The sequence below is a fragment of the uncultured Shimia sp. genome (assembly GCF_947493595.1).
Taxonomy (GTDB): Bacteria; Pseudomonadota; Alphaproteobacteria; order Rhodobacterales; family Rhodobacteraceae; genus Shimia.
In genome coordinates, this window is the sequence record NZ_CANLRL010000001.1 from 147,441 (window position 1) to 167,756 (window position 20,316).

The window sequence follows — 20,316 nt, forward strand, 5'->3', positions numbered from 1 at the left end:
ATCAATTTCCTTCCATGGAGAGCGCGGCATCCACCAGCGCTGCTTGTTGGGCTTTGTGTTGGCTTGCCAGTCCGGTGGCAGGGGAGGCGGAGGCCGGGCGGCCTGCGTATACCGGACGGGTGTGTTTGGCTTTGATGCGGGTCAGGGCCCATTCGATGTTGGGCTCGATGAACGACCAGGCACCTTGGTTCTTGGGCTCTTCCTGACACCAGACCATTTCCGCATCTTTGAAGCGCTCAAGCTCCTTGATCAGCGAGTGGGCCGGGAACGGATAGTATTGCTCAATCCGCATCAGGTAGACATCGTCGATGCCACGGGCGTCGCGTTCTTCGAGCAGGTCGTAGTAGACTTTGCCTGAGCACATGACGACGCGTTTGACGTCTTTGTCTTTGGCCAGCGTGGTGTCGGAGTTGCCTTTTTGGGCGTCATCCCAGAGCACGCGGTGGAACGAAGAGCCATCGGTGAAATCTTCTGCTTCGGAAATGGCCAGCTTGTGACGCAGCAGGGACTTTGGTGTCATCAGGATCAGCGGCTTGCGGAAGGTGCGGTGCAGCTGACGGCGCAGGATGTGGAAGTAGTTGGCTGGCGTGGTACAGTTCGCCACAATCCAGTTGTCACCCCCACACATCTGCAGGAAGCGCTCAAGGCGGGCAGAGGAGTGCTCTGGGCCCTGGCCTTCAAAACCGTGCGGCAACAGAACGGTCAGACCGGACATGCGCAGCCATTTGCTTTCGCCGGAGCTGATGAACTGGTCAAACATGATCTGCGCGCCGTTGGCGAAGTCACCAAACTGGGCTTCCCAGAGCGTCAGCGCGTTTGGTTCTGCCAGCGAGTAGCCGTACTCAAAACCAAGTACCGCGTACTCAGACAGGGCGGAGTCGATGACTTCGTACTGGCTTTGACCGGCGCGGATGTTGTTGAGCGGGTAGTAGCGCTCTTCGGTGTCCTGGTTGATGATGCCGGAGTGACGCTGGGAGAAGGTGCCACGGGTGGCGTCCTGACCTGCGAGGCGGACCGGATAGCCTTCGGTCAGCAGTGAGCCAAAGGCCATGGCTTCGGCGGTGGCCCAGTCAAAGCCTTTGCCGCTTTCAAACATCTTGCCACGGGTGTCCAAGAGACGGCCCACGGTTTTGTGCACGGGGAAGCCTTCAGGAACGGAGGACAGAGACCTGCCGATTTCAGCCATGGTTTCTGGCTTGATCGAGGTCTGGCCGCGCTCATAGTCTTCGCCGCGCTTGTCCAGATGGGACCAACGGCCATCGAGCCAATCTGCCTTGTTGGGCTTGTACTCTTTGCCGGTCTCGAACTCTTCGTTCAGATGGGCCTGGAAGGAGGCTTTCATGTCCTCGATCTCGCCCTCTGGAATGAGGCCGTCTTTTACCAGACGTTCGGTGTAGAGCGTCAGGGTGGTTTTGTGCTTTTTGATGCGCTTGTACATCACCGGGTTGGTGAACATGGGCTCGTCGCCCTCGTTGTGACCAAAGCGGCGGTAGCAGAACATGTCGATGACGACGTCTTTCTGGAACTTCTGACGGAATTCCGTCGCCACTTTTGCTGCGTGTACAACCGCCTCTGGATCGTCGCCGTTCACGTGGAAAATCGGGGCTTCCACAACCAGCGCGTTGTCGGTTGGGTATGGCGAGGAGCGGGAGAAGTGTGGCGCGGTGGTGAAGCCGATCTGGTTGTTCACCACGATGTGCATGGTGCCGCCTGTTTTGTGGCCTTTCAGGCCGGACAGGGCAAAACACTCAGCCACAACACCTTGGCCGGCAAAAGCCGCGTCGCCGTGCAGCAGGATCGGCATCACAGAGGTGCGCGCATCGTCATTGCGTTGGTCCTGCTTGGCGCGAACCTTGCCCAAGACAACCGGGTTCACCGCCTCAAGGTGAGAGGGGTTGGCGGTCAAGGAGAGGTGCACGGCGTTGCCGTTGAACTCACGGTCAGACGAAGCACCGAGGTGGTATTTCACGTCACCGGAGCCGTCGACATCCTCTGGTTTAAAGCTGCCGCCCTGGAATTCGTTGAAGATCGCGCGGTATGGCTTGGCCATCACGTTGGCCAATACGGACAGGCGGCCACGGTGTGGCATACCGATGACAATTTCTTCGACACCCAAGCTGCCGCCGCGTTTGATCACCTGCTCCATGGCGGGGATCAGGCTTTCGCCACCGTCCAGGCCAAAGCGCTTGGTGCCCATGTATTTCACATGCAGGAACTTCTCAAAGCCCTCGGCCTCGACCAGCTTGTTCAGGATCGCCTTGCGGCCCTCACGGGTGAAGGTGATTTCCTTGTCGTACCCTTCGATGCGCTCTTTGAGCCAGCTCGCCTCTTCGGGGTTGGAAATGTGCATGTATTGCAGCGCGAAGGTGCCACAGTAGGTGCGCTTCACGATGTCCATGATCTGGCGCATCGTGGCGATGTCGAGACCGAGTACCTTGTCGATGAAGATCGGGCGATCCATGTCGGCGTCAGAGAAGCCGTAGGATTTTGGATCAAGCTCCGGATGCGGGGTCTGATTCCGCATGCCCAGCGGGTCGATGTCTGCAATCAGGTGGCCACGAATACGGTAGGCGCGGATGATCATCAGGGCGCGGATGGAATCCAGCACCGCGCGCTTGATGGCTTCGTCAGAGACCTCAACGCCTTTCTCGGCGGCTTTCTCTTTGATCTTTTTGCCAGCGGCCTTGGCTTCAACCTGTTCCGGCCATTCGCCGGTCAGGGAAGACGTCAGGTCATCATTTGGCTGTGGGGGCCAGTCATTACGCGCCCAAGACGGGCCAGCGGCCTCTGCCTTGACGTCCAGCTCGGCATCACCAAGCTGGCGGAAAAACTCCTGCCAGACTTCGTCAACCGCAGCGGGGTCGGCGGCGTAGCGGGCGTACATCTGTTCGAGGTATTCCGCATTGTGCCCCTGCATAAAGGAGGAGGCGTGGAAGATGTCGTTTGGCGACTGTTCGGTCATGATGGCACCTCGTGAAGGATGGGACCGGATTTATGTTGGCCCCACATAGGGCTGGCTTGGGGTAGATGAACGCGGGAATGTTTCAAAAGACTTAGCGCAGGTTGCGCAGAAACATAATTTTTCGCGTTCACCTTTGGGTTATGAGCTCGGCAAATTTGTTGGCAGCGCCGTTCCCTCCCCGTAGGAGGACACGGAACGTCCTCCCTGGGTCAGGCGCTGCCTTGTGTTGATATGCCGGACGGCAGGCATTTAGCCGATCGCTTTAAGCACAGCTTCGCCGAGGCCGGCTGGGCTGTCTGCCACAACGATGCCAGCTTCCTGCATCGCGGCGATCTTGTCTTCGGCACCACCTTTGCCACCGGCAACAATCGCACCGGCGTGACCCATGCGACGGCCGGGAGGCGCTGTGCGGCCTGCGATGAAACCTGCGGTTGGCTTCCAGCGACCTTTCTTGCGCTCGTTGGCGAGGAATTCTGCGGCTTCTTCTTCCGCGGAACCACCGATCTCACCGATCATGATGATGGACTGGGTCTCGTCATCGCTGAGGAACATGTCCAGCACGTCGATGTGCTCGGTGCCTTTGATGGGGTCGCCGCCGATGCCCACAGCTGTGGACTGGCCCAGACCGATGTCTGCGGTCTGCTTTACCGCTTCGTAGGTCAGTGTGCCGGAGCGGGACACAACGCCCACGGAGCCACGCTTGTGGATGTGGCCTGGCATGATGCCGATTTTGCAGGCGTCAGGCGTGATAACGCCCGGGCAGTTTGGACCGATCAGGCGGGAGGCAGAGCCTTCCAGTGCGCGCTGTACTTTCATCATGTCCAGCACTGGAATGCCTTCGGTGATGCAGATGATCAGTTCCATTTCCGCATCGATGGCTTCGAGGATCGAGTCGGCCGCGAAGGGCGGGGGCACATAGATCACAGAAGCGTTGGCTTCGGTCTTGGCCTTGGCGTCGTGTACCGAGTCAAAGACCGGCAGGCCGAGGTGTTCCATGCCACCTTTGCCCGGGGTCACGCCGCCGACCATTTTGGTGCCATACGCGATGGCTTGTTCAGAGTGGAAGGTGCCCTGAGAGCCGGTGAAGCCCTGACAGATTACCTTGGTGTTTTCGTCTACGAGAATAGCCATTTGGCAGTCTCCTTGGGGTTAGAACTTTGGCAAATCGACTCGTTCGCCATTGTTGCGAGGGGCACCTGGTGCCCTTCGGACTCTATCTTTGTCTTTCGAAAGTGACCTGGCTCGATCCGTATCCGCTCGAGACGAAACGCAAACTCACCTTTTGGGTGCCCAGTTGAAAGAATTGCTCCGAAACCGTGCTGTTTATTTTTCGAGATTTCCGAGTAAACCCTTTATCAACCAGCGACTTTCCAGCAATTTTGAAGGCTTCCTTGTGGTCAGAACGTGTCCAGATATTAACTGAAACGAAGCATTCTCTCTTGCCTTGGGTTCCAACGACAATTTCAGTTCGGGCAAGGGCATTGGGCCTTTTAACAGCAAACCGCATGTTCCCCATAAACCCTTTGAAGCCCAAGCTCTTGAGCGTCTTTGTACTGGTTCCCGAAGCCATGAAGGCCGCGCAAGCATCGCTGCCTTGAATGACACGATTAGCAACCTCTTTTGGCAGTGAACTTGAAGCCACTGCCGCCTGAGGAAGGGAAAACGCCAACAACGAACTGATAAGGAAAGCTTTCATCACTTAGCCTTTAACCGCTTTCACGATTTTCTCGGCGCCGTCGGACAGGTTGTCCGCCGCGATCACATCAAGACCGGAGGTGTTGATGATCTCTTTGCCGGCTTCCACGTTGGTGCCTTCGAGACGCACAACCAGCGGCACCTGCAGGCCAACTTCTTTCACCGCGGCCACAACGCCCTCTGCGATCACGTCACAGCGCATGATGCCGCCGAAGATGTTCACGAGGATGCCTTTGACGTTTGGATCAGAGGTGATGATCTTGAACGCTTCGGTCACTTTCTCTTTGGTTGCGCCGCCGCCCACGTCGAGGAAGTTGGCAGGTTCTGCACCGTAGAGTTTGATGATGTCCATGGTGGCCATCGCGAGACCCGCGCCATTCACCATGCAGCCGATTTCACCGTCCAGAGCGATGTAGTTCAGGTCGTACTTGGACGCCTCAAGCTCTTTGGGGTCTTCTTCGGTGTCATCGCGCAGTTCGACGATGTCCGCGTGGCGGTAGAGGGCGTTGCCGTCAAAGCCAACTTTGGCGTCGAGCACTTTCAGGGACCCACCTGGCATGACGATCAGCGGGTTGATCTCCAGCTGCTCCATGTCTTTTTCCATGAAGGCTTTGTAGAGAATGCCCATCAGCTTCACGCATTCTTTGACCTGTGCGCCTTTCAGGCCCAAGGAGAAGGCAACGCGACGGCCGTGGTATGGCTGGTAGCCAGTGGCCGGGTCCACAGAGAAAGACAGGATTTTCTCAGGGGTGGCTTCGGCCACTTCTTCGATGTCCATGCCGCCTTCGGTGGAGCACACAAAGGACACGCGGGAGGTCTGACGATCCACCAGCAGAGCCAGATACAGCTCACGTTCGATGTCGGAGCCGTCTTCGATGTAGATGCGGTTGACCTGTTTGCCCGCTGGACCGGTCTGGTGGGTCACAAGGGTGCGGCCCAGCATCTTTTTGGCTTCTTCGGCGGCTTCTTCGACCGATTTGGCGAGGCGGACACCGCCTTTTTCACCTGCGTCGGCTTCTTTGAAAGAGCCTTTGCCGCGCCCACCTGCGTGGATTTGCGCCTTCACAACCCAAAGGGGGCCGTCAAGTTCGCCAGCGGCGGATTTTGCGTCTTCTGCTTTGAGAACGGCGCGGCCTTCGGACACCGGGGCGCCGTAGGAGCGAAGCAGGGCTTTCGCCTGATATTCGTGGATGTTCATGGAACTGTCCCATCTTGCTGCGATTGGAGCAGTTCTGGCACAGTCCTGTCGAGCCGATAAGCAAATTCGACAGGAATGGTGGATTTTTTCTCATTTGTGATCACAGTCTCAAAACGTGTGATCACAAAATGTAGCTGCTCGGCGGAAAGCCGCACAAGTTATTTAAAATGTCTGTGAAATAAGGCGATGCGCGTGCGACTCGGACTGCGGCGTCGCGTTACCGCCAACGGTTTGGCGCCCGCAAACTGTGATGCGCCCGCTTTGTGGTATTGGATTTGACGTGACATAAGACCAAATCACCCGGAGGGCATTGGCGTGACAGCCTCGTCACCAATAGCGCGGGCGGGTAATTGCAAGGGGCGCGCGCCTTTGTGGCTAAGCGCCGCAGTTGGTGGTGCCGTGACCTGCGAGGGGGCGGGCTACGTTGGCATACAAGACGTAACGCCACCCGGGGTGCTCATCAGGGTTGTCCCCTGTGGGCACGCTGCAACGGGGTAGGAAGCTGCGGTTGCTGGATATCCCTGTGTCGGGACCTGGCTGTTGGGACCCGGGGAAACAGGCGGCTCACTTTGAGGGCCGGCGCGCACAGTTCGATCTGACGTTGTTTGGTGATTTCCGCAGGCCGTGAGGGTTGCGAAAGACATCAGGACGACTGGCAGAACTAGGCGATGGAACATGGGGGCCTCAATCAGATTGTTAAAAAGAATTGGCGGCGGCAAAGCGCATACATGGAGAAAGTGTAGGCAGTTTGCGGGCCAGCGCAACCAAAACGAAGTGATTGACAGTCCGGCGCGCATTGTTGTTTTACAGGCCACGCTGTCTCCACATTTTTGGAGACGGTAAATAGGCCGATTGGCATTTATTTGGAGAAGTTGTTTGCGTTGGGATATTGTGACGACGGCCTTTGAGCCAACTGCGGTGACTTTGGGGTTTCTGGCGCATCATGTGGATTTAGGCGTTAACAAGATTTGGCTGCATTTGGACGCGCCGAACTCTGAGCTGGAATCGCTTGTTGGAGATCATCCCCAAATTCAGATCATCAATTGCAATGCCGCCTATTGGGCGGCAAGTTCCAATGGCGAGCGGCCGTGGGATTTCCGGATCCGCCAAACCATCAATGCGGATGCGGCTATGGCGCAAAGCTCGGCTGATTGGATCGCCCACATTGATGCCGACGAATATGTCACCAATGAGAGTGCTCTGTTTGCCTTTCTTCAGAAGCAACCGGATGAGGTGTTGACCGTGGTGGTGCCGAACGGAGAGAGGGTGCACCGCCGGGGAGGTAGGCAGCCGCATATTTTCACCGGCACATTTCGGTTGCCGTTTCCGCCGCGCATTCACCGAGCTTTGCCATTGTTGTATGGAAAACATGCCAAGTACCTGCAAAAAGGCCTGGCGGGGTATTGGCACGGGAAAGCCTTTACACGCGTGTCGTCCGGACTGCCGTTGGCCTTGCACCGCGCGAAACTGCCCGAGGGCATGAAAGTTCATGAGGGGCAACGCGAGTTTTCTGAGCAGGCGATTTTGCATTTTGACGGCATGACCAAGGCGCATTGGCTGGACAAAATGCGCAAGAAGGCGCCGGGAGGCAAAGTGCTGAAGCCCCATAACCCTGCACGTATTCGCCAGGCACAGGATGTTTGGGACAACCGCGACAACGGACCGTATCTCGATCACCTTTATCAGCACGTCAAAGAGATCAACGGGGCGCAACAGATATTGCTAAACTTGCTTGGGCGGGGAAAGGCGTTTGATGTGGACGTGCCCGCCAAGATCAAAGCGGTGTTTCCACATGCAAATGTGGATCTGACGCCAGAAGCGGTGGATGCGGCGCTCAAAGACATTCAGGACGGGCGGGTGCCCACCGCGTTCTAAGCACAAAAAAGGCGCCGCAGAGGGCGCCTTTTTCAATTCAGTGCAAGCGTGGCTTATGCCAGCGAGCTGTCGATGCCTTTGCAAGCGTCCACGAGGCCTTTGACGGCATTCACGGAGGTGTCGAACATTTCCTGCTCTTCTTTGTTGAGCTTGATGTTCACGATTTTCTCAACACCGCCGGCACCGATCACGGTTGGCACACCAACATACATGTCTTTCACGCCGAGGTCGCCGTCACAGTAAGCGGCACATGGCAGAACGCGCTTCTGATCTTTCAGGTAGGCTTCGGCCATTTCGATGGCGGAGGCCGCTGGAGCGTAGAATGCGGAGCCGGTTTTCAGCAGGCCAACGATTTCTGCGCCACCATCACGGGTGCGCTGAACCATGGCGTCCAGTTTTTCCTGTGTGGTCCAACCCATCTCGATCAGGTCTGGCAGAGGAATACCGGCAACGGTGGAGTAACGCACGGAAGGCACCATGGTGTCGCCGTGGCCGCCCAGAACAAATGCGGTTACGTCGCGCATGGAGACGTTGAACTCTTCCGCGAGGAAGTGACGGAAACGTGCGCTGTCCAGAACACCTGCCATGCCGCATACTTTGTGTGCTGGCAGGCCGGAGAATTGCTGCAGCGCCCAAACCATCGCGTCCAGCGGGTTGGTGATGCAGATCACGAACGCGTCTGGCGCGTTGTCGCGGATGCCTTCGCCAACGGATTTCATAACTTTCAGGTTGATGCCGAGCAGGTCATCGCGGCTCATGCCTGGCTTACGTGCCACACCTGCGGTCACGATGCAGACGTCTGCACCAGCAATCGCGGAGTAGTCGGAGGTGCCGGACATGGCGGCGTCGATTTTCTCAACGGGGCCAGATTCTGCGATATCGAGCGCCTTGCCCTGAGGCAGGCCGTCAGCGATGTCAAACAGTACAACGTCACCAAGTTCTTTGATTGCAGCGAGGTGGGCGAGCGTGCCGCCGATGTTACCTGCGCCGATGAGGGCGATCTTTGGTCGTGCCATGGGATCAGTCTCCGGTCCGGTTGATTATCGGGGGGTGGCTTAAGTCGAAATGCGCGTTGACGCAAGTGTTTGAAGCTGAAGCTTCACGAGTAGGCGGAGAGCTGAACAGGGATAAGGAGCAAAATTTCTTGCGCAATTTGTATGGTTTGGCGCGCTTGATTTGCGGCAAATCCTGTGAGTAGATGGCGGGCATAAATCACAGGCTTCTTTGAGGACCAATAAAATGAAAACAACCATGAAAACCCTGATGGCACTGACGTTGGTGGCCATGACAGTGTCCGCGTGTGGCGGTGGCAATGCGACAACAAACGTACAAGCCGTAAGCGTTGGCGACCAGCTTGCTTCCTTGGAGAAAGCCTATGCAGAAGGTCTGGTGACAGACAAAGAATACAAAGATCAGCGCAAGAAGATTCTTGACGGGAAGTGATCGCACTTTCGCTGCTTTGCAGCATGAGTGGCCACAAATTTCGGCAGGCGCGGCATCGGCTGCGCCTGTTTTTCTATGACTGATTCTCTCACATTCTGGATGCTGGCACCAATTGCGGTGTTGTTTGCCGGGGTGTCCAAAGCTGGTTTTGGCTCTGGTGCGGCTTTTGCCAGCGCGGCGGTGCTGGCGCTCATCCTGCCGCCTGCGCAGGCGTTGGGGCTGATGTTGCCCGTGTTGATGGTGATCGATCTCGCGACGCTGCGGCCTTATTGGGGCAAATGGCACTGGCCGGAGGCGCGGGTGTTGATCCTCGGCGGCATTCCAGGTGTGGTCGGGGGTGTTGCGCTGTTTCGCGTGGCCAATGACGATGTGTTGCGTCTTTTGATGGGCGCAGTCTCTCTTGGCTTTGTGATTTGGCAGCTGTGGCCGCGCGCGGCGACACGTCAAAAAATGCCTGTGCGCTTGGGGGGCTTGGCCGGAGCTTTGGCGGGGTTCACCAGCTTTGTTAGCCATGCGGGAGGCCCGCCAGCGGCCGTGTATCTATTGTCTCGAGGGCTGGGCAAGACCGCCTATCAAGCCACCACGGTTTTGGTGTTTTGGGTGATTAATATTGCAAAATTTGTGCCCTATGCGTTCCTCGGGGTGTTTACCGCCGAGACCCTGCGCGCGGGTGTGGTTTTGGCACCATTCGCGCTGCTGGGAGCCTGGATAGGTGTGAGGCTGCATCACGCCGTATCAGAGCGGGTCTTCTTTGCGTTGACCTATACGCTCCTGTCGATCACCGGCGTGACACTGATTTGTAACGCGCTTTTCTAAAGGCGTGTGACATCAAGCGTCGTCACCTTTGGCCGGCAGAGCTTCGGCAAGCTTTTCATAGGATTGGCCGGTCGCCATCAGGCATGTGGAGCCGTTTGGCATGGTGACGGTGATGGTCCAGCTGCCGGAATCTTCGGAGGCAAAAATCTCCACCATGGAGCCCTGTGTGCCAAGACCAAGCGCCTGACGGGATTCCCCGTACTTCTGGGCCAGACGTTCCACAACCAGGTCGCGGGTGGCGCAATGTTGCATGTTCTGTGCCTGGGCGATTGAGGTGGCGCAGATCGAAAGGCCAAGACCGGCCGTCAGGGTCAAAAAAGTGCGTTTCATGTGGTTTCCTCTCATTAAGAAGGCATGTGCGCGCCTTTTGCACGCCATGGATTTCAAAGCTCTCGCCTCTTCTTATGATCGCGGTCCTTTTGAACCGTCTTTGCGTTCCTCCCACAGGAAGCGATGGGGTGAGTGTGCGCAGGTTGGGGCTTAAAAATGGTTAACGTAACGATTTCATTGTTTCCAAAACCGCGACATTTGGCGCATCCGCTTGAGTTAGCGTGAGACTTTTCTGCGATGCGGCAAAAACGCCCTTGAAGTTTTCTGAGAAAAATGCACCTCTCTGCGCAACATAATTGCGGAGAGAGTCATGGATCAGCGCGCACGCCCCTTTCGGTCGGTTCTTTACATTCCTGGGTCCAAGGACCGTGCATTGGAAAAAGCACGTGGTTTGCCGGTGGATGCCATCATCTTTGATCTCGAAGATGCGGTGGCACCGGACGAAAAGGAAAACGCCCGTGCCACATTGGCGGATGCGTTGACACAGGGCGGATATGGAAGCCGGATGCGCATTGTTCGGATCAATGGTCTGGACACACAATGGGGCGAGGCGGATGCCAAGGCCGCGGCGGGTATGGATTGTGATGCAGTGCTGCTGCCAAAGGTGGAAAACGCCGCGCAGGTCGATGCGCTAGCCGCGTTGATTGGCGATAAGCCGATTTGGGCAATGATGGAAACACCGCGCGGCATGCTGAATGCAGCAGAGATTGCGGCGCATCCACAGTTGACTGGCTTTGTGATGGGCACCAATGACCTTGCCAAAGAGCTGCAAACCCGTTTCCGCCCAGATCGGTTGCCAATGATGGCGGGGTTGGGTCTGTGTCTGCTGGCTGCCAAGGCCGAGGGCATTGTGATTGTTGATGGCGTGTACAATGCGTTCAAAGATGCCGAAGGCCTGAAGGTGGAATGTGATCAGGGCCGTGACATGGGCTTTGATGGCAAAACGCTGATCCACCCGGCGCAGGTAGATGTGGCCAATGCGGCCTTTGCGCCAAGTGAGGCTGAGATCGATCTGGCGAAGCGTCAGATTGCGGCGTTTGAAGAGTGCGAAGCCAGCGGGCAGGGCGTGGCCGTGGTGGATGGCAAGATTGTCGAAAACCTGCACATTGTCACCGCGCGTGAAATTTTGGCAAAGGCGGATGCAATCGCCGCGCTGGAAGGTTAACTCTTACCCCACAACCAAATAATCCAGCGAGGGAGCGAGATGACGTTATTGGTTCTTGGGGTGCTACTTTGGGCCGGGGCCCATTTTTTCAAGCGGGTCCTGCCCGGTGTGCGGGAGCCTATGGGCGACAAAGGCAAAGGGCTTGTGGCGATCGCGCTTGTTGCCTCGATTGTGCTCATGGTGATTGGCTTTCAGGCAGCACCGGTTGAGGACGTTTTGTGGGTGGCACCAAGTTTTGCCAAGCACATCAACAATTTGGCGGTTCTGTTTGCCATTTTCCTGATGAGCCCCGCGCCGCGCAAAGGCAAACTGTTCAATGGGATGCGTCACCCGATGCTGATTGGGTTTGCTTTGTGGGCGTGTGCGCACCTTTGGGTCAACGGCGATATGCCGTCACTGGTCCTGTTTGGCGGCCTGTTGGTTTGGGCGCTTGCCGAGATTGTGGTGATCAACAAAGCCGAAGGGCCTTGGACGCCAACAGAGACCGGCAGTATTGCCAAAGATGGCATGTTTTTTGTCGCGTCCATCATTCTGATGGGTGTGATCGGATATATTCACGGGCTTGTCGGCCCAAGCCCATTTGGAGGGTAAGCACATGAAACTCTACCGTTTTCTCTCCGAAGAGGACACATCGGCGTTTTGTCACAAGGTGACAGACGCGCTTAACAAGGGGTGGGAGCTGTATGGCTCCCCGACACAGACCTTTTGCCACAAGACCGGCGTGATGCGTTGCGGTCAATCCGTGGTGAAGGAAGTGGAGGGCACTTACACCCCGGAGACCAAACTGGGAGAACACTGATGGCCAAGACCAATCCGGGCCGGTTTTTTGAAGATTACACACTCGGTCAAGTGATCGAGCATGCGGTGCCACGCACCGTGGGGGCAGGGGAACGGGCGCTGTATCATGCGCTTTATCCTGCGCGTCATGCTCTGTATTCAAGCGATGAATTTGCGCGCACCTCCGGGCTGCCGCAATCGCCGCTGGATGATCTGGCGGCGTTTCACGTGGTCTTTGGCAAAACGGTTCCGGATGTGTCGCTCAACGCGGTGGCAAACCTCGGCTATGCCGAGGGGCGCTGGCTGAAGCCGGTTTATGCTGGCGATACGTTGCGCAGCACGTCCGAAGTGATTGGTCTGAAGCAGAACTCCAATGGCAAAACCGGTGTGGTTTATGTGCGTACGCGCGGTATGAATCAACGCGACGAGGTGGTCATGGAGTATGTGCGCTGGGTCATGGTGCGCAAGCGGGATGCGGAGGCACCGGCACCTGAGACTGTGGTGCCGGAGCTGTCCAAGGTGATTGATCCAGCTGATTTGGTGATTCCAGAGGGGTTGAACTTCACTGGCTATGATTTTGCCCATGCGGGCGAAGCCCATCGCTGGGGTGACTATGAGGTGGGTGAAACCATTGATCACGTGGATGGTGTGACGCTGGAAGAAGCGGAGCACATGATGGCGACGCGCCTGTGGCAGAACACCGCCAAAGTACATTTTGACGCCACCTTCCGCCCGGACGGGCAGCGCCTGATCTATGGTGGACATATCATTTCCTTGGCACGGGCTTTGTCCTTCAACGGTCTGGCCAACGCGCAGATGATTGTGGGGCTGAATGGCGGCGCACATGTAAATCCGGCGTTCTCTGGTCTGACGGTCAAAGCGTGGTCTGAGGTATTGGACAAAGCGGAGACCTCCGCACCGGGTGTGGGCGCGATCCGCCTGCGACTGGTCGCGACCAAAGGTGGGGAGCCGTTTACGCTGAAAAGCGATGATGGAAAATACCAGCCCGACGTGCTGCTTGATCTTGACTACTGGGCGCTGATGCCGATGTGATTGGTCTCATGTTGAGACCACTTTGCACCGCCGCCGCATTTGCTCTGGCCTGTCCTGCGCAGGCCGAGCTTTCCTTTGCCACCACAAGCGATGACACCATTGCCTATGTCGAAAGCAACCTGCTTGGGATTTTCTATCACGAGCTCGGGCATGCGTTGATCGATATCCTTGGTTTGCCGATTTTTGGGCAGGAAGAAGATGCGGCGGATGTGCTGTCGATCTTTTTGATCGATGCTTTTTACGAAGAAGAAAGTGCAGTGCAGCTGGCTTATGATGCGGCCTTTGGCTTCCTTGGGGAAGCTGACGCCAATTCTGAGATTGCGTTCTGGGATGTGCACGGGCCGGACTTGCAGCGCTACTACAATACGGTGTGCCTGTTTTACGGCGCCAATCCGGAGGAGCGTGATGATGTTGCCGAGGATCTGGGTTTGCCGGAAGAGCGGGCCGAATACTGTCCGGAAGAGTACGATCAGGCGGCACAAAGCTGGGGCGGTGCGTTGGATGAGATCGTACATGACAAAGGCGGAAAAACGCTGACGCTTGGTAACTTTGAGGTGGGTAGCGATGGCGGCGCACTGACGGCGGAAGTTGTGCGGGCGGAGGTTGAGGCGCTGAATCAAGAGTTCCGGCTGCCAGAGGATTTGTTGATTTCAGTGGTCCCCTGTGGGGAGGCCAATGCCTTTTATGATCCGCAGCGCGTTGAGATTGTGATGTGCACCGAATTTGCCGATGCGTTGGTGGAAATGGCGCCATAGATGTGAGCCACACAAGGACGTGACAGGATTTTTCCGCCACCTAGGGTAAGGTGGCTGTATGATTGTGCGTCTTTGTTTCGTTGTTTTCCTTTGTGCTCAGGTGCCCATGGCGCGCGCCTGTGATCTGGCGCTTTTGTTGGCTGTGGATGTGTCCGGCAGTGTGGATGCCACGGAGTATGACATTCAGATGCAGGGGCTTTCCGCTGGCCTGCGTGATGGCGTTGTTGTTGAGGCTTTGATCAAAGCGGAGGCGGCGGTAGCTGTGATGCAGTGGACCGGAGCGGATCGGCAGGTGATGTCGGTGCCATGGATGCGTGTGCGCAATGGCGCGGAGGCCGAGGCCTTGGCAGCCGCGGTGGATACCACGCAGCGCGGGTGGCGCAGGTATTCGACGGCGATCGGCGATGCATTGACCCGGGCAGCCGTGGAGTTTGAGGCGGGTCCTGCCTGTCGTCGGATGGTTCTGGACGTGTCGGGTGACGGACCATCAAATGAGGGGAGCGCCCCTGAAGCTGGCAGAAAACGGCTGGGTCAGATGGGCGTGACGGTGAACGGCCTGGTCATCGAAACCGAAGATGATGATCTCACCGGATACTACTGGGAAAATGTGATCACAGGGCCGGGAGCGTTTGTGGTGACCGCAAATGGGTTTGATGAATATCCCAAAAGGATTCGGCAAAAATTGATGCGGGAGGTCGCCCAACAGCTTTCGCAGCTTCGATGAGACACGGTCAGGCATGCCTATCTGTGAGCGCAAACATCTTTTGGGGGTGTGCAGCTTGAGGATTCATTGTGATTGACGGAAATTTTTCCGACAAAAAGACTCTTTGGCGGATGTGTGATCACAACTAAAAGAGCGTGATCACAAAAGTGGAGGAATCCATGGCATTGCACCAAAAAACCATGACATTTAGGGTATTGAAACCGTGACAAGGTGCAAAAAAGCGGTAAAACGATTTCAGCTAACCTGAAAGGAGCCACTATGGCCGATGTCAATCGGGGCAACCGCCCGCTTTCGCCTCATTTGAGTATTTACCGTCCGCAGATGACCTCCGCGTCGTCCATCATGGTTCGCATCAGTGGTATCGGCGTGCTGGGTGTGGCCCTCTTTGTTGTTTGGTGGCTTCTGGCCGCAGCAACCTCTGAGAGTGCTTTTGCCGGTATCGACGGTTTCATGCGCAGCTGGTTTGGCGGACTTCTGCTTACTGCCGGGGCTTGGGGCCTTTGGTACCACACGCTCGGCCGTCTGCGTCACGTGATCTGGGACCTCGGATACTGCATGGACGTGCAAACGTCCGAGCGTATGGGGCTGGGCATGTTTGTCGGCGCAACTGTGCTGACCGTCATCACTGTGATTGCGGTGTAAGGAGAGACAAGATGCGATATCTGACTGACCGCAAACGCGCAGTGGGCCTTGGCTCTGGCCGCAACGGCACGGCCGCCCATTGGCAGATGATGGTGCGTTCTGTGATTATGGGTGTTCTGGCACCTTTGTTCATCTTCACCGTAGGGTGCGGCATTGGCGGCTCTTATGAAGAGGTGATCGCCTACTTCAGTCGCCCATTCCCAGCGATTGTAACCGGCCTTGGCCTGGTTGTGGGGCTGATCCACCTGATGAACGAAGCGCAGGAAGCGATTGAAGACTATGTGCATGGCACAGCAGGCAAACTGTTGCTGGTGGCAAATAAGGCGTTTTGCTTTGCGTTGATCGCGGCAAGCTTGTTTGCGCTTGTGAAGCTCGCCCTGTGACCCCTGCGTGAGGATCTAAGAAGATGACTGCAGCATACGAATATGAAACCCACGAATATGATGTCGTGGTAATTGGCGCCGGCGGCGCGGGTCTGCGTGCGACGCTGGGCATGGCTGAGCAAGGCCTGCGCACCGCCTGTGTGACCAAAGTTTTCCCAACCCGCTCGCACACTGTTGCGGCGCAGGGTGGTATCGCGGCGTCCTTGTCCAACATGGGCCCGGACAACTGGCAGTGGCATATGTATGACACTGTGAAAGGCTCCGACTGGCTGGGTGACACCGATGCGATGGAATACCTCGCACGCGAAGCACCCAAAGCGGTCTATGAGCTGGAACACTACGGTGTGCCATTCTCGCGCACCGAAGAAGGCAAGATCTACCAGCGTCCGTTTGGCGGCCACACCACCGAGTTTGGTGAAGGCCCTGCGGTACAGCGGACCTGTGCGGCAGCGGACCGGACCGGCCACGCGATCCTGCACACGCTTTATGGCCAGTCGGTCAAGAACAACGCCGAGTTCTACATCGAGTATTTCGCGCTTGATCTGATCATGTCTGAGGACGGTCAATGTCAGGGTGTGGTGTGCTGGAAGCTCGACGATGGCACCATGCATGTCTTCAATGCGAAGATGGTTGTGCTGGCGACCGGCGGTTATGGCCGGGCGTATTTCTCTGCAACCTCCGCGCACACCTGTACCGGTGATGGTGGCGGTATGGTTGCCCGTGCGGGTCTGCCGCTGCAGGATATGGAGTTTGTTCAGTTTCACCCAACCGGCATCTATGGCTCCGGCTGTCTGATCACTGAGGGCGCACGTGGCGAAGGTGGCTATCTGACCAACTCCGAAGGCGAGCGCTTTATGGAGCGTTATGCGCCGCAGTATAAAGACCTCGCACCTCGGGACTACGTGTCGCGCTCCATGACTATGGAGATCCGTGAAGGTCGTGGTGTGGGTGAGAATGGCGATCACATTCACCTGAACCTCAGCCATTTGCCAGCCGAAGCGCTGGCGGAGCGTCTGCCGGGTATCTCTGAATCTGCAAAAGTCTTTGCGGGGGTGGATGTGAACAAAGAACCAATCCCGGTTCTGCCAACGGTGCACTACAACATGGGCGGCATTCCAACCAACTATTGGGGTGAAGTTCTGAACCCGACCGCGGAAGATCCAACTGCGGTTGTGCCGGGTCTGATGGCTGTGGGCGAAGCGGGCTGTGCCTCTGTGCACGGTGCAAACCGCCTGGGGTCCAACTCGCTGATCGACCTTGTGGTGTTTGGCCGTGCGTCAGCCATTCGCGCCGGTAAGGTTGTGGACGCGGACGCGCCCAATCCTGTGCTGAACCAAGCCTCTGTGGACAAAGCGTTTGATCGCCTCGACACCGTACGCAACGCCAAAGGCGGCGCGCCAACGGCTGAGCTGCGTCTTGAGATGCAGCGCACCATGCAGGCGGATGCGGCGGTGTTCCGGACCGACAAGACGCTGAAAGAAGGCGTTGAGAAGATGACGGACATTGCGGCGAAGATCGACGATCTGCACGTGACCGACACCTCTCTGGTTTGGAACAGCGACCTGATGGAAACGCTGGAACTGACCAACCTGATGCCAAATGCTCTGGCGACGATCCACGGTGCGGAAGCCCGTAAGGAAAGCCGTGGCGCACATGCGCATGAGGACTATTCCGAGCGGGACGATGAGAACTGGCGTGTGCACACTGTGAGCCGTGTGGATGGCAACAAGGTGGACCTGACGTATCGTCCGGTGATCAAAGATCCTCTGACCACCGAGGATGAAGGCGGTATCAGCCTGAAGAAGATCGCTCCAAAAGCGCGGACCTTCTGATGAAAGCGCTGGGTTTTGGATTTTGTATGGTTGTTGCCGGCCTGGCGACACAGGTTTCGGCAGAGACCTCGGTTGTTGTTGATCAGGTTCAATCCTGCATGTCCAAAACCCGTGCGCCTGGCAGCTATCTGGTGGCAGTGCACAAAGAGGTGCCTACTGTCATGGCGGCCACAGGCGGCACGGAGACTGGCGTTGTGAAAATCAACGACTGCCTGGCAGACATCTATGATGTGCAGTTCAGCGCGGCGCTGTCCACGAGCAATGAAGCAAGCAAAGAGCTGGTGGCGCAATGCCATCGCAAAGGCAACGCGCATTTGATCGTGGGCACCATTGTCACGGCTGCGACATTTGCCGCCGTGGGCACCGCGAACGAGTTCTGGTTGCTGTTTGGTGCCGGTGTTGGTGGGGCGTCTATTGGCCGGGGGATCAAGTACAAGATGTCCTGTAACCAGCTGGCGGATCCGAATTATCGGAGCGGCAAGCAGATTGATGTCGCGACCGGCTGTCCCAAACATGCGGACGTGATGCACGGTGGGAGCCGCTATTGCCGGTAAGCTGTTTGGCATATGATCTGCGCGCTGTGCTGCGGGAGGGCCTGTGATGTCCTCGCGTCGCGTGATCGTGCATATTGGTGCACAGAAGACCGGCTCCACCTCGCTGCACCGCTTTCTGGCGCGCAACCGAGACGTCTTGGCCGAACGGTTGGACATTCGTGTCCCGTCCAAAGGCTCGCTGACGCGGGAGTTGGGGCGGACCTGCACGCTTTACAGCATGCGGCCTGCGAAACATGAGGCGGACCTTGTTGCGCTGATTTCACAGGTACGCGATGAGCTGGACGGTGACGATCGGGTCTGTGTCATTAGCCACGAAAACATCTGTGGTGCGATGATGGGACGGTCGGATGTGCGGGAGGTGTTCCCGCGTTTGTCTGACATCCTGCGCTTGTTTGAGCGGCATCTGGCGCCGTTTGAGCCGGACTATGTGCTGTACACCCGCGAGTTGCAGGGCTGGAAGCGCAGCGTGCACAATCAGGCTGTCAAATCTGATGGCTATGCGGGCACGCTGGAGGATTTCCTGGCGGAGACCGCAGACAGCCGTGGCTGGGACGCCGTGCAGGTTGAGATGGAAGGTCTGGTGGGGGCGGACCGCGTGCGTGTGTTTGCGCTGGAAGACGAGACCACGCCAGAACGTCCAGGGCGGCAGCTGTTGCGCTTTGCCGGATTGACCGATGCCGAGATCGATACGCTAGAGCCGCTGGCCGGGCGGTCCAATCAGAGCCTCAACCCCGGGGCTTTAGAGTTTATGCGTCAGCTCAATGAGTTGGCGCTCGCGCAGCCCGCCCGCAAACAGGTGGCCGAGCTGATTAAGAACAATCAAACGCTTTTTGCCGATGGTCCGATGCCATCACAGAAGGCCTGAACAGAACGAAGGTATGCGCATCGCGCGCGCCCACGTATAGGAAGGAAAGACCATGGTCGAATTTGCCCTCCCCAAGAACAGTCGGATTGTGACCGGCAAGACCTGGCCAAAGCCAGAAGGTGCGACCAACGTGCGCAAGTTCCAGATTTATCGCTGGAACCCGGACGACGGTAAAAACCCGCAGATCGACACATATTTCCTCGATATGGACAAATGTGGCCCGATGATTTTGGACGCGCTGATCAAGATCAAAAACGAGATTGATCCAACGCTGACCTTCCGCCGCTCTTGCCGCGAAGGAATCTGTGGCTCCTGCGCGATGAACGTGGACGGGATCAACACGTTGGCCTGTATCTATGGCCTGGACGAAGTTAAGGGTGACGTGAAAATCTACCCGCTGCCGCATATGTCAGTGGTGAAAGACCTGATCCCGGATCTGACCCATTTCTATGCTCAACACGCGTCGATCATGCCGTGGCTGGAAACCAAGACCAACCGACCGGCCAAAGAATGGCGCCAGTCGATTGATGACCGCAAGAAGCTTGATGGTCTGTATGAGTGTGTGATGTGCGCGTCCTGCTCTACATCCTGCCCAAGCTACTGGTGGAACGGCGACAAATACCTCGGCCCAGCCGCGCTGTTGCACGCCTATCGCTGGATCATCGATAGCCGGGATGAGGCGACAGGTGAGCGCTTGGATGAGCTGGAAGATTCCTTCAAGCTGTATCGCTGCCACACCATCATGAACTGTGCCAAAACCTGCCCAAAGGGTTTGAACCCGGCGAAAGCGATTGGCGAGATCAAGAAGATGCTGATTGAGCGTCACGTCTAAAACGACGTTTCAGAGATTTGGAAAGCCCGTCTGTTTCAGGCGGGCTTTTGCTTTGGGCAAAGGTGTATCCCACGGCATACATTTGCAATTTTTGCATAGCGTCGTTGCAGGATCGGCGGTTTACGTAAGCGTTATCTGACCTAAATATGCGGGCGAGGGAGGACACCGGATTTACATGGAGTACACCAATGTCCGCGTCTAAAAATGAGAGCCCTGAAGATTTTGCCGTCCGCGCGCAGGAAGTTCTGGAACAGGCCTATGCCTATTACACCCAGCCACCGCGCATCGCAGAGGTGAAACCGTCTAGCGAAACTTACTACGAGTATGTGAAAGCGGCGTAAGCCAGACATACACATGACGACCAGCGCTCCGAGGTTTCGGGGCGCTTTTTGTTTGCCGCAATGCGCTGACGTTA

22 protein-coding genes are annotated in these 20,316 nt (G+C 57.0%); 16 read left to right on the top strand and 6 right to left on the bottom strand.

Annotated features, from left to right (window positions below):
* Position 1 precedes the first annotated feature (1 nt).
* The 4 genes from Q0955_RS00770 to sucC all read right to left on the bottom strand — a co-directional run bounded on the left by Q0955_RS00770 (position 2) and on the right by sucC (position 5,855).
* The gene (locus tag Q0955_RS00770; protein WP_299418749.1) at positions 2 to 2,962 is read right to left on the bottom strand and encodes a 2-oxoglutarate dehydrogenase E1 component; all 2,961 of its coding nucleotides are present in this window, start codon (positions 2,960 to 2,962) and stop codon (positions 2 to 4) included.
* A 249-nt stretch (positions 2,963 to 3,211) separates the two neighbouring features.
* Entirely contained in the window at positions 3,212 to 4,093 is an 882-nt protein-coding gene (gene sucD, locus Q0955_RS00775) for a succinate--CoA ligase subunit alpha (protein ID WP_294116436.1), read from the bottom strand.
* An 82-nt stretch (positions 4,094 to 4,175) separates the two neighbouring features.
* On the bottom strand, positions 4,176 to 4,658 hold the full coding sequence (locus Q0955_RS00780) for a hypothetical protein (RefSeq protein ID WP_299418751.1): 483 nt from the start codon (positions 4,656 to 4,658) through the stop codon (positions 4,176 to 4,178).
* A 3-nt stretch (positions 4,659 to 4,661) separates the two neighbouring features.
* Positions 4,662 to 5,855, bottom strand: coding sequence for an ADP-forming succinate--CoA ligase subunit beta (gene sucC, locus Q0955_RS00785; RefSeq protein ID WP_299418753.1), 1,194 nt, complete (start codon positions 5,853 to 5,855; stop codon positions 4,662 to 4,664).
* Between the two features lie 876 nt (positions 5,856 to 6,731).
* On the opposite strand from sucC, the gene Q0955_RS00790 reads away from it, so the two are divergent.
* A complete protein-coding gene (locus Q0955_RS00790; protein ID WP_299418755.1) occupies positions 6,732 to 7,730 on the top strand; it encodes a glycosyltransferase family 2 protein in 999 nt (332 codons plus the stop codon).
* 53 nt (positions 7,731 to 7,783) lie between these two features.
* Here the strand turns inward: Q0955_RS00790 and mdh are convergent, their stop codons facing one another.
* A complete protein-coding gene (gene mdh, locus Q0955_RS00795; RefSeq protein ID WP_299418757.1) occupies positions 7,784 to 8,746 on the bottom strand; it encodes a malate dehydrogenase in 963 nt (320 codons plus the stop codon).
* A 235-nt stretch (positions 8,747 to 8,981) separates the two neighbouring features.
* On the opposite strand from mdh, the gene Q0955_RS00800 reads away from it, so the two are divergent.
* Together Q0955_RS00800 and Q0955_RS00805 are read left to right on the top strand one after the other, a co-directional pair.
* A complete protein-coding gene (locus Q0955_RS00800; protein ID WP_299418759.1) occupies positions 8,982 to 9,173 on the top strand; it encodes a hypothetical protein in 192 nt (63 codons plus the stop codon).
* Between the two features lie 75 nt (positions 9,174 to 9,248).
* Positions 9,249 to 9,989 carry a sulfite exporter TauE/SafE family protein gene (locus Q0955_RS00805; RefSeq protein ID WP_299418760.1) on the top strand — a complete coding sequence of 247 codons (741 nt, stop codon included), beginning with the start codon at positions 9,249 to 9,251 and terminating at the stop codon, positions 9,987 to 9,989.
* 12 nt (positions 9,990 to 10,001) lie between these two features.
* On the opposite strand, the gene Q0955_RS00810 is transcribed toward Q0955_RS00805, so the two are convergent.
* On the bottom strand, positions 10,002 to 10,319 hold the full coding sequence (locus tag Q0955_RS00810) for a hypothetical protein (RefSeq protein ID WP_283427043.1): 318 nt from the start codon (positions 10,317 to 10,319) through the stop codon (positions 10,002 to 10,004).
* Positions 10,320 to 10,629: 310 nt separating this feature from the next.
* Between Q0955_RS00810 and Q0955_RS00815 the strand changes: the two genes are divergently transcribed.
* The 13 genes from Q0955_RS00815 to Q0955_RS00875 all read left to right on the top strand — a co-directional run bounded on the left by Q0955_RS00815 (position 10,630) and on the right by Q0955_RS00875 (position 20,242).
* On the top strand, positions 10,630 to 11,484 hold the full coding sequence (locus Q0955_RS00815) for a CoA ester lyase (RefSeq protein ID WP_299418764.1): 855 nt from the start codon (positions 10,630 to 10,632) through the stop codon (positions 11,482 to 11,484).
* Between the two features lie 39 nt (positions 11,485 to 11,523).
* Positions 11,524 to 12,075, top strand: a complete 552-nt coding sequence (locus Q0955_RS00820) for an NnrU family protein (protein WP_299418766.1) — start codon at positions 11,524 to 11,526, stop codon at positions 12,073 to 12,075.
* Positions 12,076 to 12,079: 4 nt separating this feature from the next.
* Complete coding sequence (locus Q0955_RS00825; protein WP_132858657.1) at positions 12,080 to 12,283, top strand: DUF1737 domain-containing protein; 204 nt, start codon at positions 12,080 to 12,082, stop codon at positions 12,281 to 12,283.
* Positions 12,283 to 13,314 (top strand): MaoC family dehydratase, encoded by a 1,032-nt coding sequence (locus tag Q0955_RS00830; protein WP_299418771.1) that lies wholly within the window; start codon positions 12,283 to 12,285, stop codon positions 13,312 to 13,314. The genes Q0955_RS00825 and Q0955_RS00830 overlap by 1 nt, the downstream gene beginning before the upstream one ends.
* An 8-nt stretch (positions 13,315 to 13,322) precedes the next feature.
* Complete coding sequence (locus Q0955_RS00835; RefSeq protein WP_299418773.1) at positions 13,323 to 14,069, top strand: DUF4344 domain-containing metallopeptidase; 747 nt, start codon at positions 13,323 to 13,325, stop codon at positions 14,067 to 14,069.
* A gap of 58 nt (positions 14,070 to 14,127) precedes the next feature.
* A complete protein-coding gene (locus Q0955_RS00840; protein WP_299418775.1) occupies positions 14,128 to 14,793 on the top strand; it encodes a DUF1194 domain-containing protein in 666 nt (221 codons plus the stop codon).
* Positions 14,794 to 15,051: 258 nt separating this feature from the next.
* Positions 15,052 to 15,435, top strand: coding sequence for a succinate dehydrogenase, cytochrome b556 subunit (gene sdhC, locus Q0955_RS00845; protein WP_299418777.1), 384 nt, complete (start codon positions 15,052 to 15,054; stop codon positions 15,433 to 15,435).
* 11 nt (positions 15,436 to 15,446) lie between these two features.
* Entirely contained in the window at positions 15,447 to 15,818 is a 372-nt protein-coding gene (gene sdhD / locus Q0955_RS00850) for a succinate dehydrogenase, hydrophobic membrane anchor protein (RefSeq protein WP_299418779.1), read from the top strand.
* 23 nt (positions 15,819 to 15,841) lie between these two features.
* Positions 15,842 to 17,650: a succinate dehydrogenase flavoprotein subunit gene (sdhA, locus tag Q0955_RS00855; protein ID WP_299418781.1), complete on the top strand. Its 1,809-nt coding sequence runs from the start codon at positions 15,842 to 15,844 to the stop codon at positions 17,648 to 17,650.
* The gene (locus Q0955_RS00860) at positions 17,650 to 18,204 is read left to right on the top strand and encodes a hypothetical protein (RefSeq protein ID WP_299418783.1); all 555 of its coding nucleotides are present in this window, start codon (positions 17,650 to 17,652) and stop codon (positions 18,202 to 18,204) included. The genes sdhA and Q0955_RS00860 overlap by 1 nt, the downstream gene beginning before the upstream one ends.
* 46 nt (positions 18,205 to 18,250) lie before the next feature.
* A complete protein-coding gene (locus Q0955_RS00865; RefSeq protein ID WP_299418785.1) occupies positions 18,251 to 19,069 on the top strand; it encodes a hypothetical protein in 819 nt (272 codons plus the stop codon).
* A gap of 52 nt (positions 19,070 to 19,121) precedes the next feature.
* The gene (locus tag Q0955_RS00870) at positions 19,122 to 19,901 is read left to right on the top strand and encodes a succinate dehydrogenase iron-sulfur subunit (RefSeq protein WP_299418787.1); all 780 of its coding nucleotides are present in this window, start codon (positions 19,122 to 19,124) and stop codon (positions 19,899 to 19,901) included.
* Positions 19,902 to 20,089: 188 nt separating this feature from the next.
* Complete coding sequence (locus tag Q0955_RS00875) at positions 20,090 to 20,242, top strand: hypothetical protein (protein ID WP_299418789.1); 153 nt, start codon at positions 20,090 to 20,092, stop codon at positions 20,240 to 20,242.
* Positions 20,243 to 20,316: the final 74 nt, after the last annotated feature.

Bases quoted from the DNA above. Each gene is read 5' to 3' on its own strand.
- Q0955_RS00770 (WP_299418749.1), bottom strand. From the start codon at position 2,962: ATGACCGAACAGTCGCCAAACGACATCTTCCACGCCTCCTCCTTTATG.
- sucD (WP_294116436.1), bottom strand. From the start codon at position 4,093: ATGGCTATTCTCGTAGACGAAAACACCAAGGTAATCTGTCAGGGCTTC.
- Q0955_RS00780 (WP_299418751.1), bottom strand. From the start codon at position 4,658: ATGAAAGCTTTCCTTATCAGTTCGTTGTTGGCGTTTTCCCTTCCTCAG.
- sucC (WP_299418753.1), bottom strand. From the start codon at position 5,855: ATGAACATCCACGAATATCAGGCGAAAGCCCTGCTTCGCTCCTACGGC.
- mdh (WP_299418757.1), bottom strand. From the start codon at position 8,746: ATGGCACGACCAAAGATCGCCCTCATCGGCGCAGGTAACATCGGCGGC.
- Q0955_RS00800 (WP_299418759.1), top strand. From the start codon at position 8,982: ATGAAAACCCTGATGGCACTGACGTTGGTGGCCATGACAGTGTCCGCG.
- Q0955_RS00805 (WP_299418760.1), top strand. From the start codon at position 9,249: ATGACTGATTCTCTCACATTCTGGATGCTGGCACCAATTGCGGTGTTG.
- Q0955_RS00810 (WP_283427043.1), bottom strand. From the start codon at position 10,319: ATGAAACGCACTTTTTTGACCCTGACGGCCGGTCTTGGCCTTTCGATC.
- Q0955_RS00815 (WP_299418764.1), top strand. From the start codon at position 10,630: ATGGATCAGCGCGCACGCCCCTTTCGGTCGGTTCTTTACATTCCTGGG.
- Q0955_RS00820 (WP_299418766.1), top strand. From the start codon at position 11,524: ATGACGTTATTGGTTCTTGGGGTGCTACTTTGGGCCGGGGCCCATTTT.
- Q0955_RS00825 (WP_132858657.1), top strand. From the start codon at position 12,080: ATGAAACTCTACCGTTTTCTCTCCGAAGAGGACACATCGGCGTTTTGT.
- Q0955_RS00830 (WP_299418771.1), top strand. From the start codon at position 12,283: ATGGCCAAGACCAATCCGGGCCGGTTTTTTGAAGATTACACACTCGGT.
- Q0955_RS00835 (WP_299418773.1), top strand. From the start codon at position 13,323: ATGTTGAGACCACTTTGCACCGCCGCCGCATTTGCTCTGGCCTGTCCT.
- Q0955_RS00840 (WP_299418775.1), top strand. From the start codon at position 14,128: ATGATTGTGCGTCTTTGTTTCGTTGTTTTCCTTTGTGCTCAGGTGCCC.
- sdhC (WP_299418777.1), top strand. From the start codon at position 15,052: ATGGCCGATGTCAATCGGGGCAACCGCCCGCTTTCGCCTCATTTGAGT.
- sdhD (WP_299418779.1), top strand. From the start codon at position 15,447: ATGCGATATCTGACTGACCGCAAACGCGCAGTGGGCCTTGGCTCTGGC.
- sdhA (WP_299418781.1), top strand. From the start codon at position 15,842: ATGACTGCAGCATACGAATATGAAACCCACGAATATGATGTCGTGGTA.
- Q0955_RS00860 (WP_299418783.1), top strand. From the start codon at position 17,650: ATGAAAGCGCTGGGTTTTGGATTTTGTATGGTTGTTGCCGGCCTGGCG.
- Q0955_RS00865 (WP_299418785.1), top strand. From the start codon at position 18,251: ATGTCCTCGCGTCGCGTGATCGTGCATATTGGTGCACAGAAGACCGGC.
- Q0955_RS00870 (WP_299418787.1), top strand. From the start codon at position 19,122: ATGGTCGAATTTGCCCTCCCCAAGAACAGTCGGATTGTGACCGGCAAG.
- Q0955_RS00875 (WP_299418789.1), top strand. From the start codon at position 20,090: ATGTCCGCGTCTAAAAATGAGAGCCCTGAAGATTTTGCCGTCCGCGCG.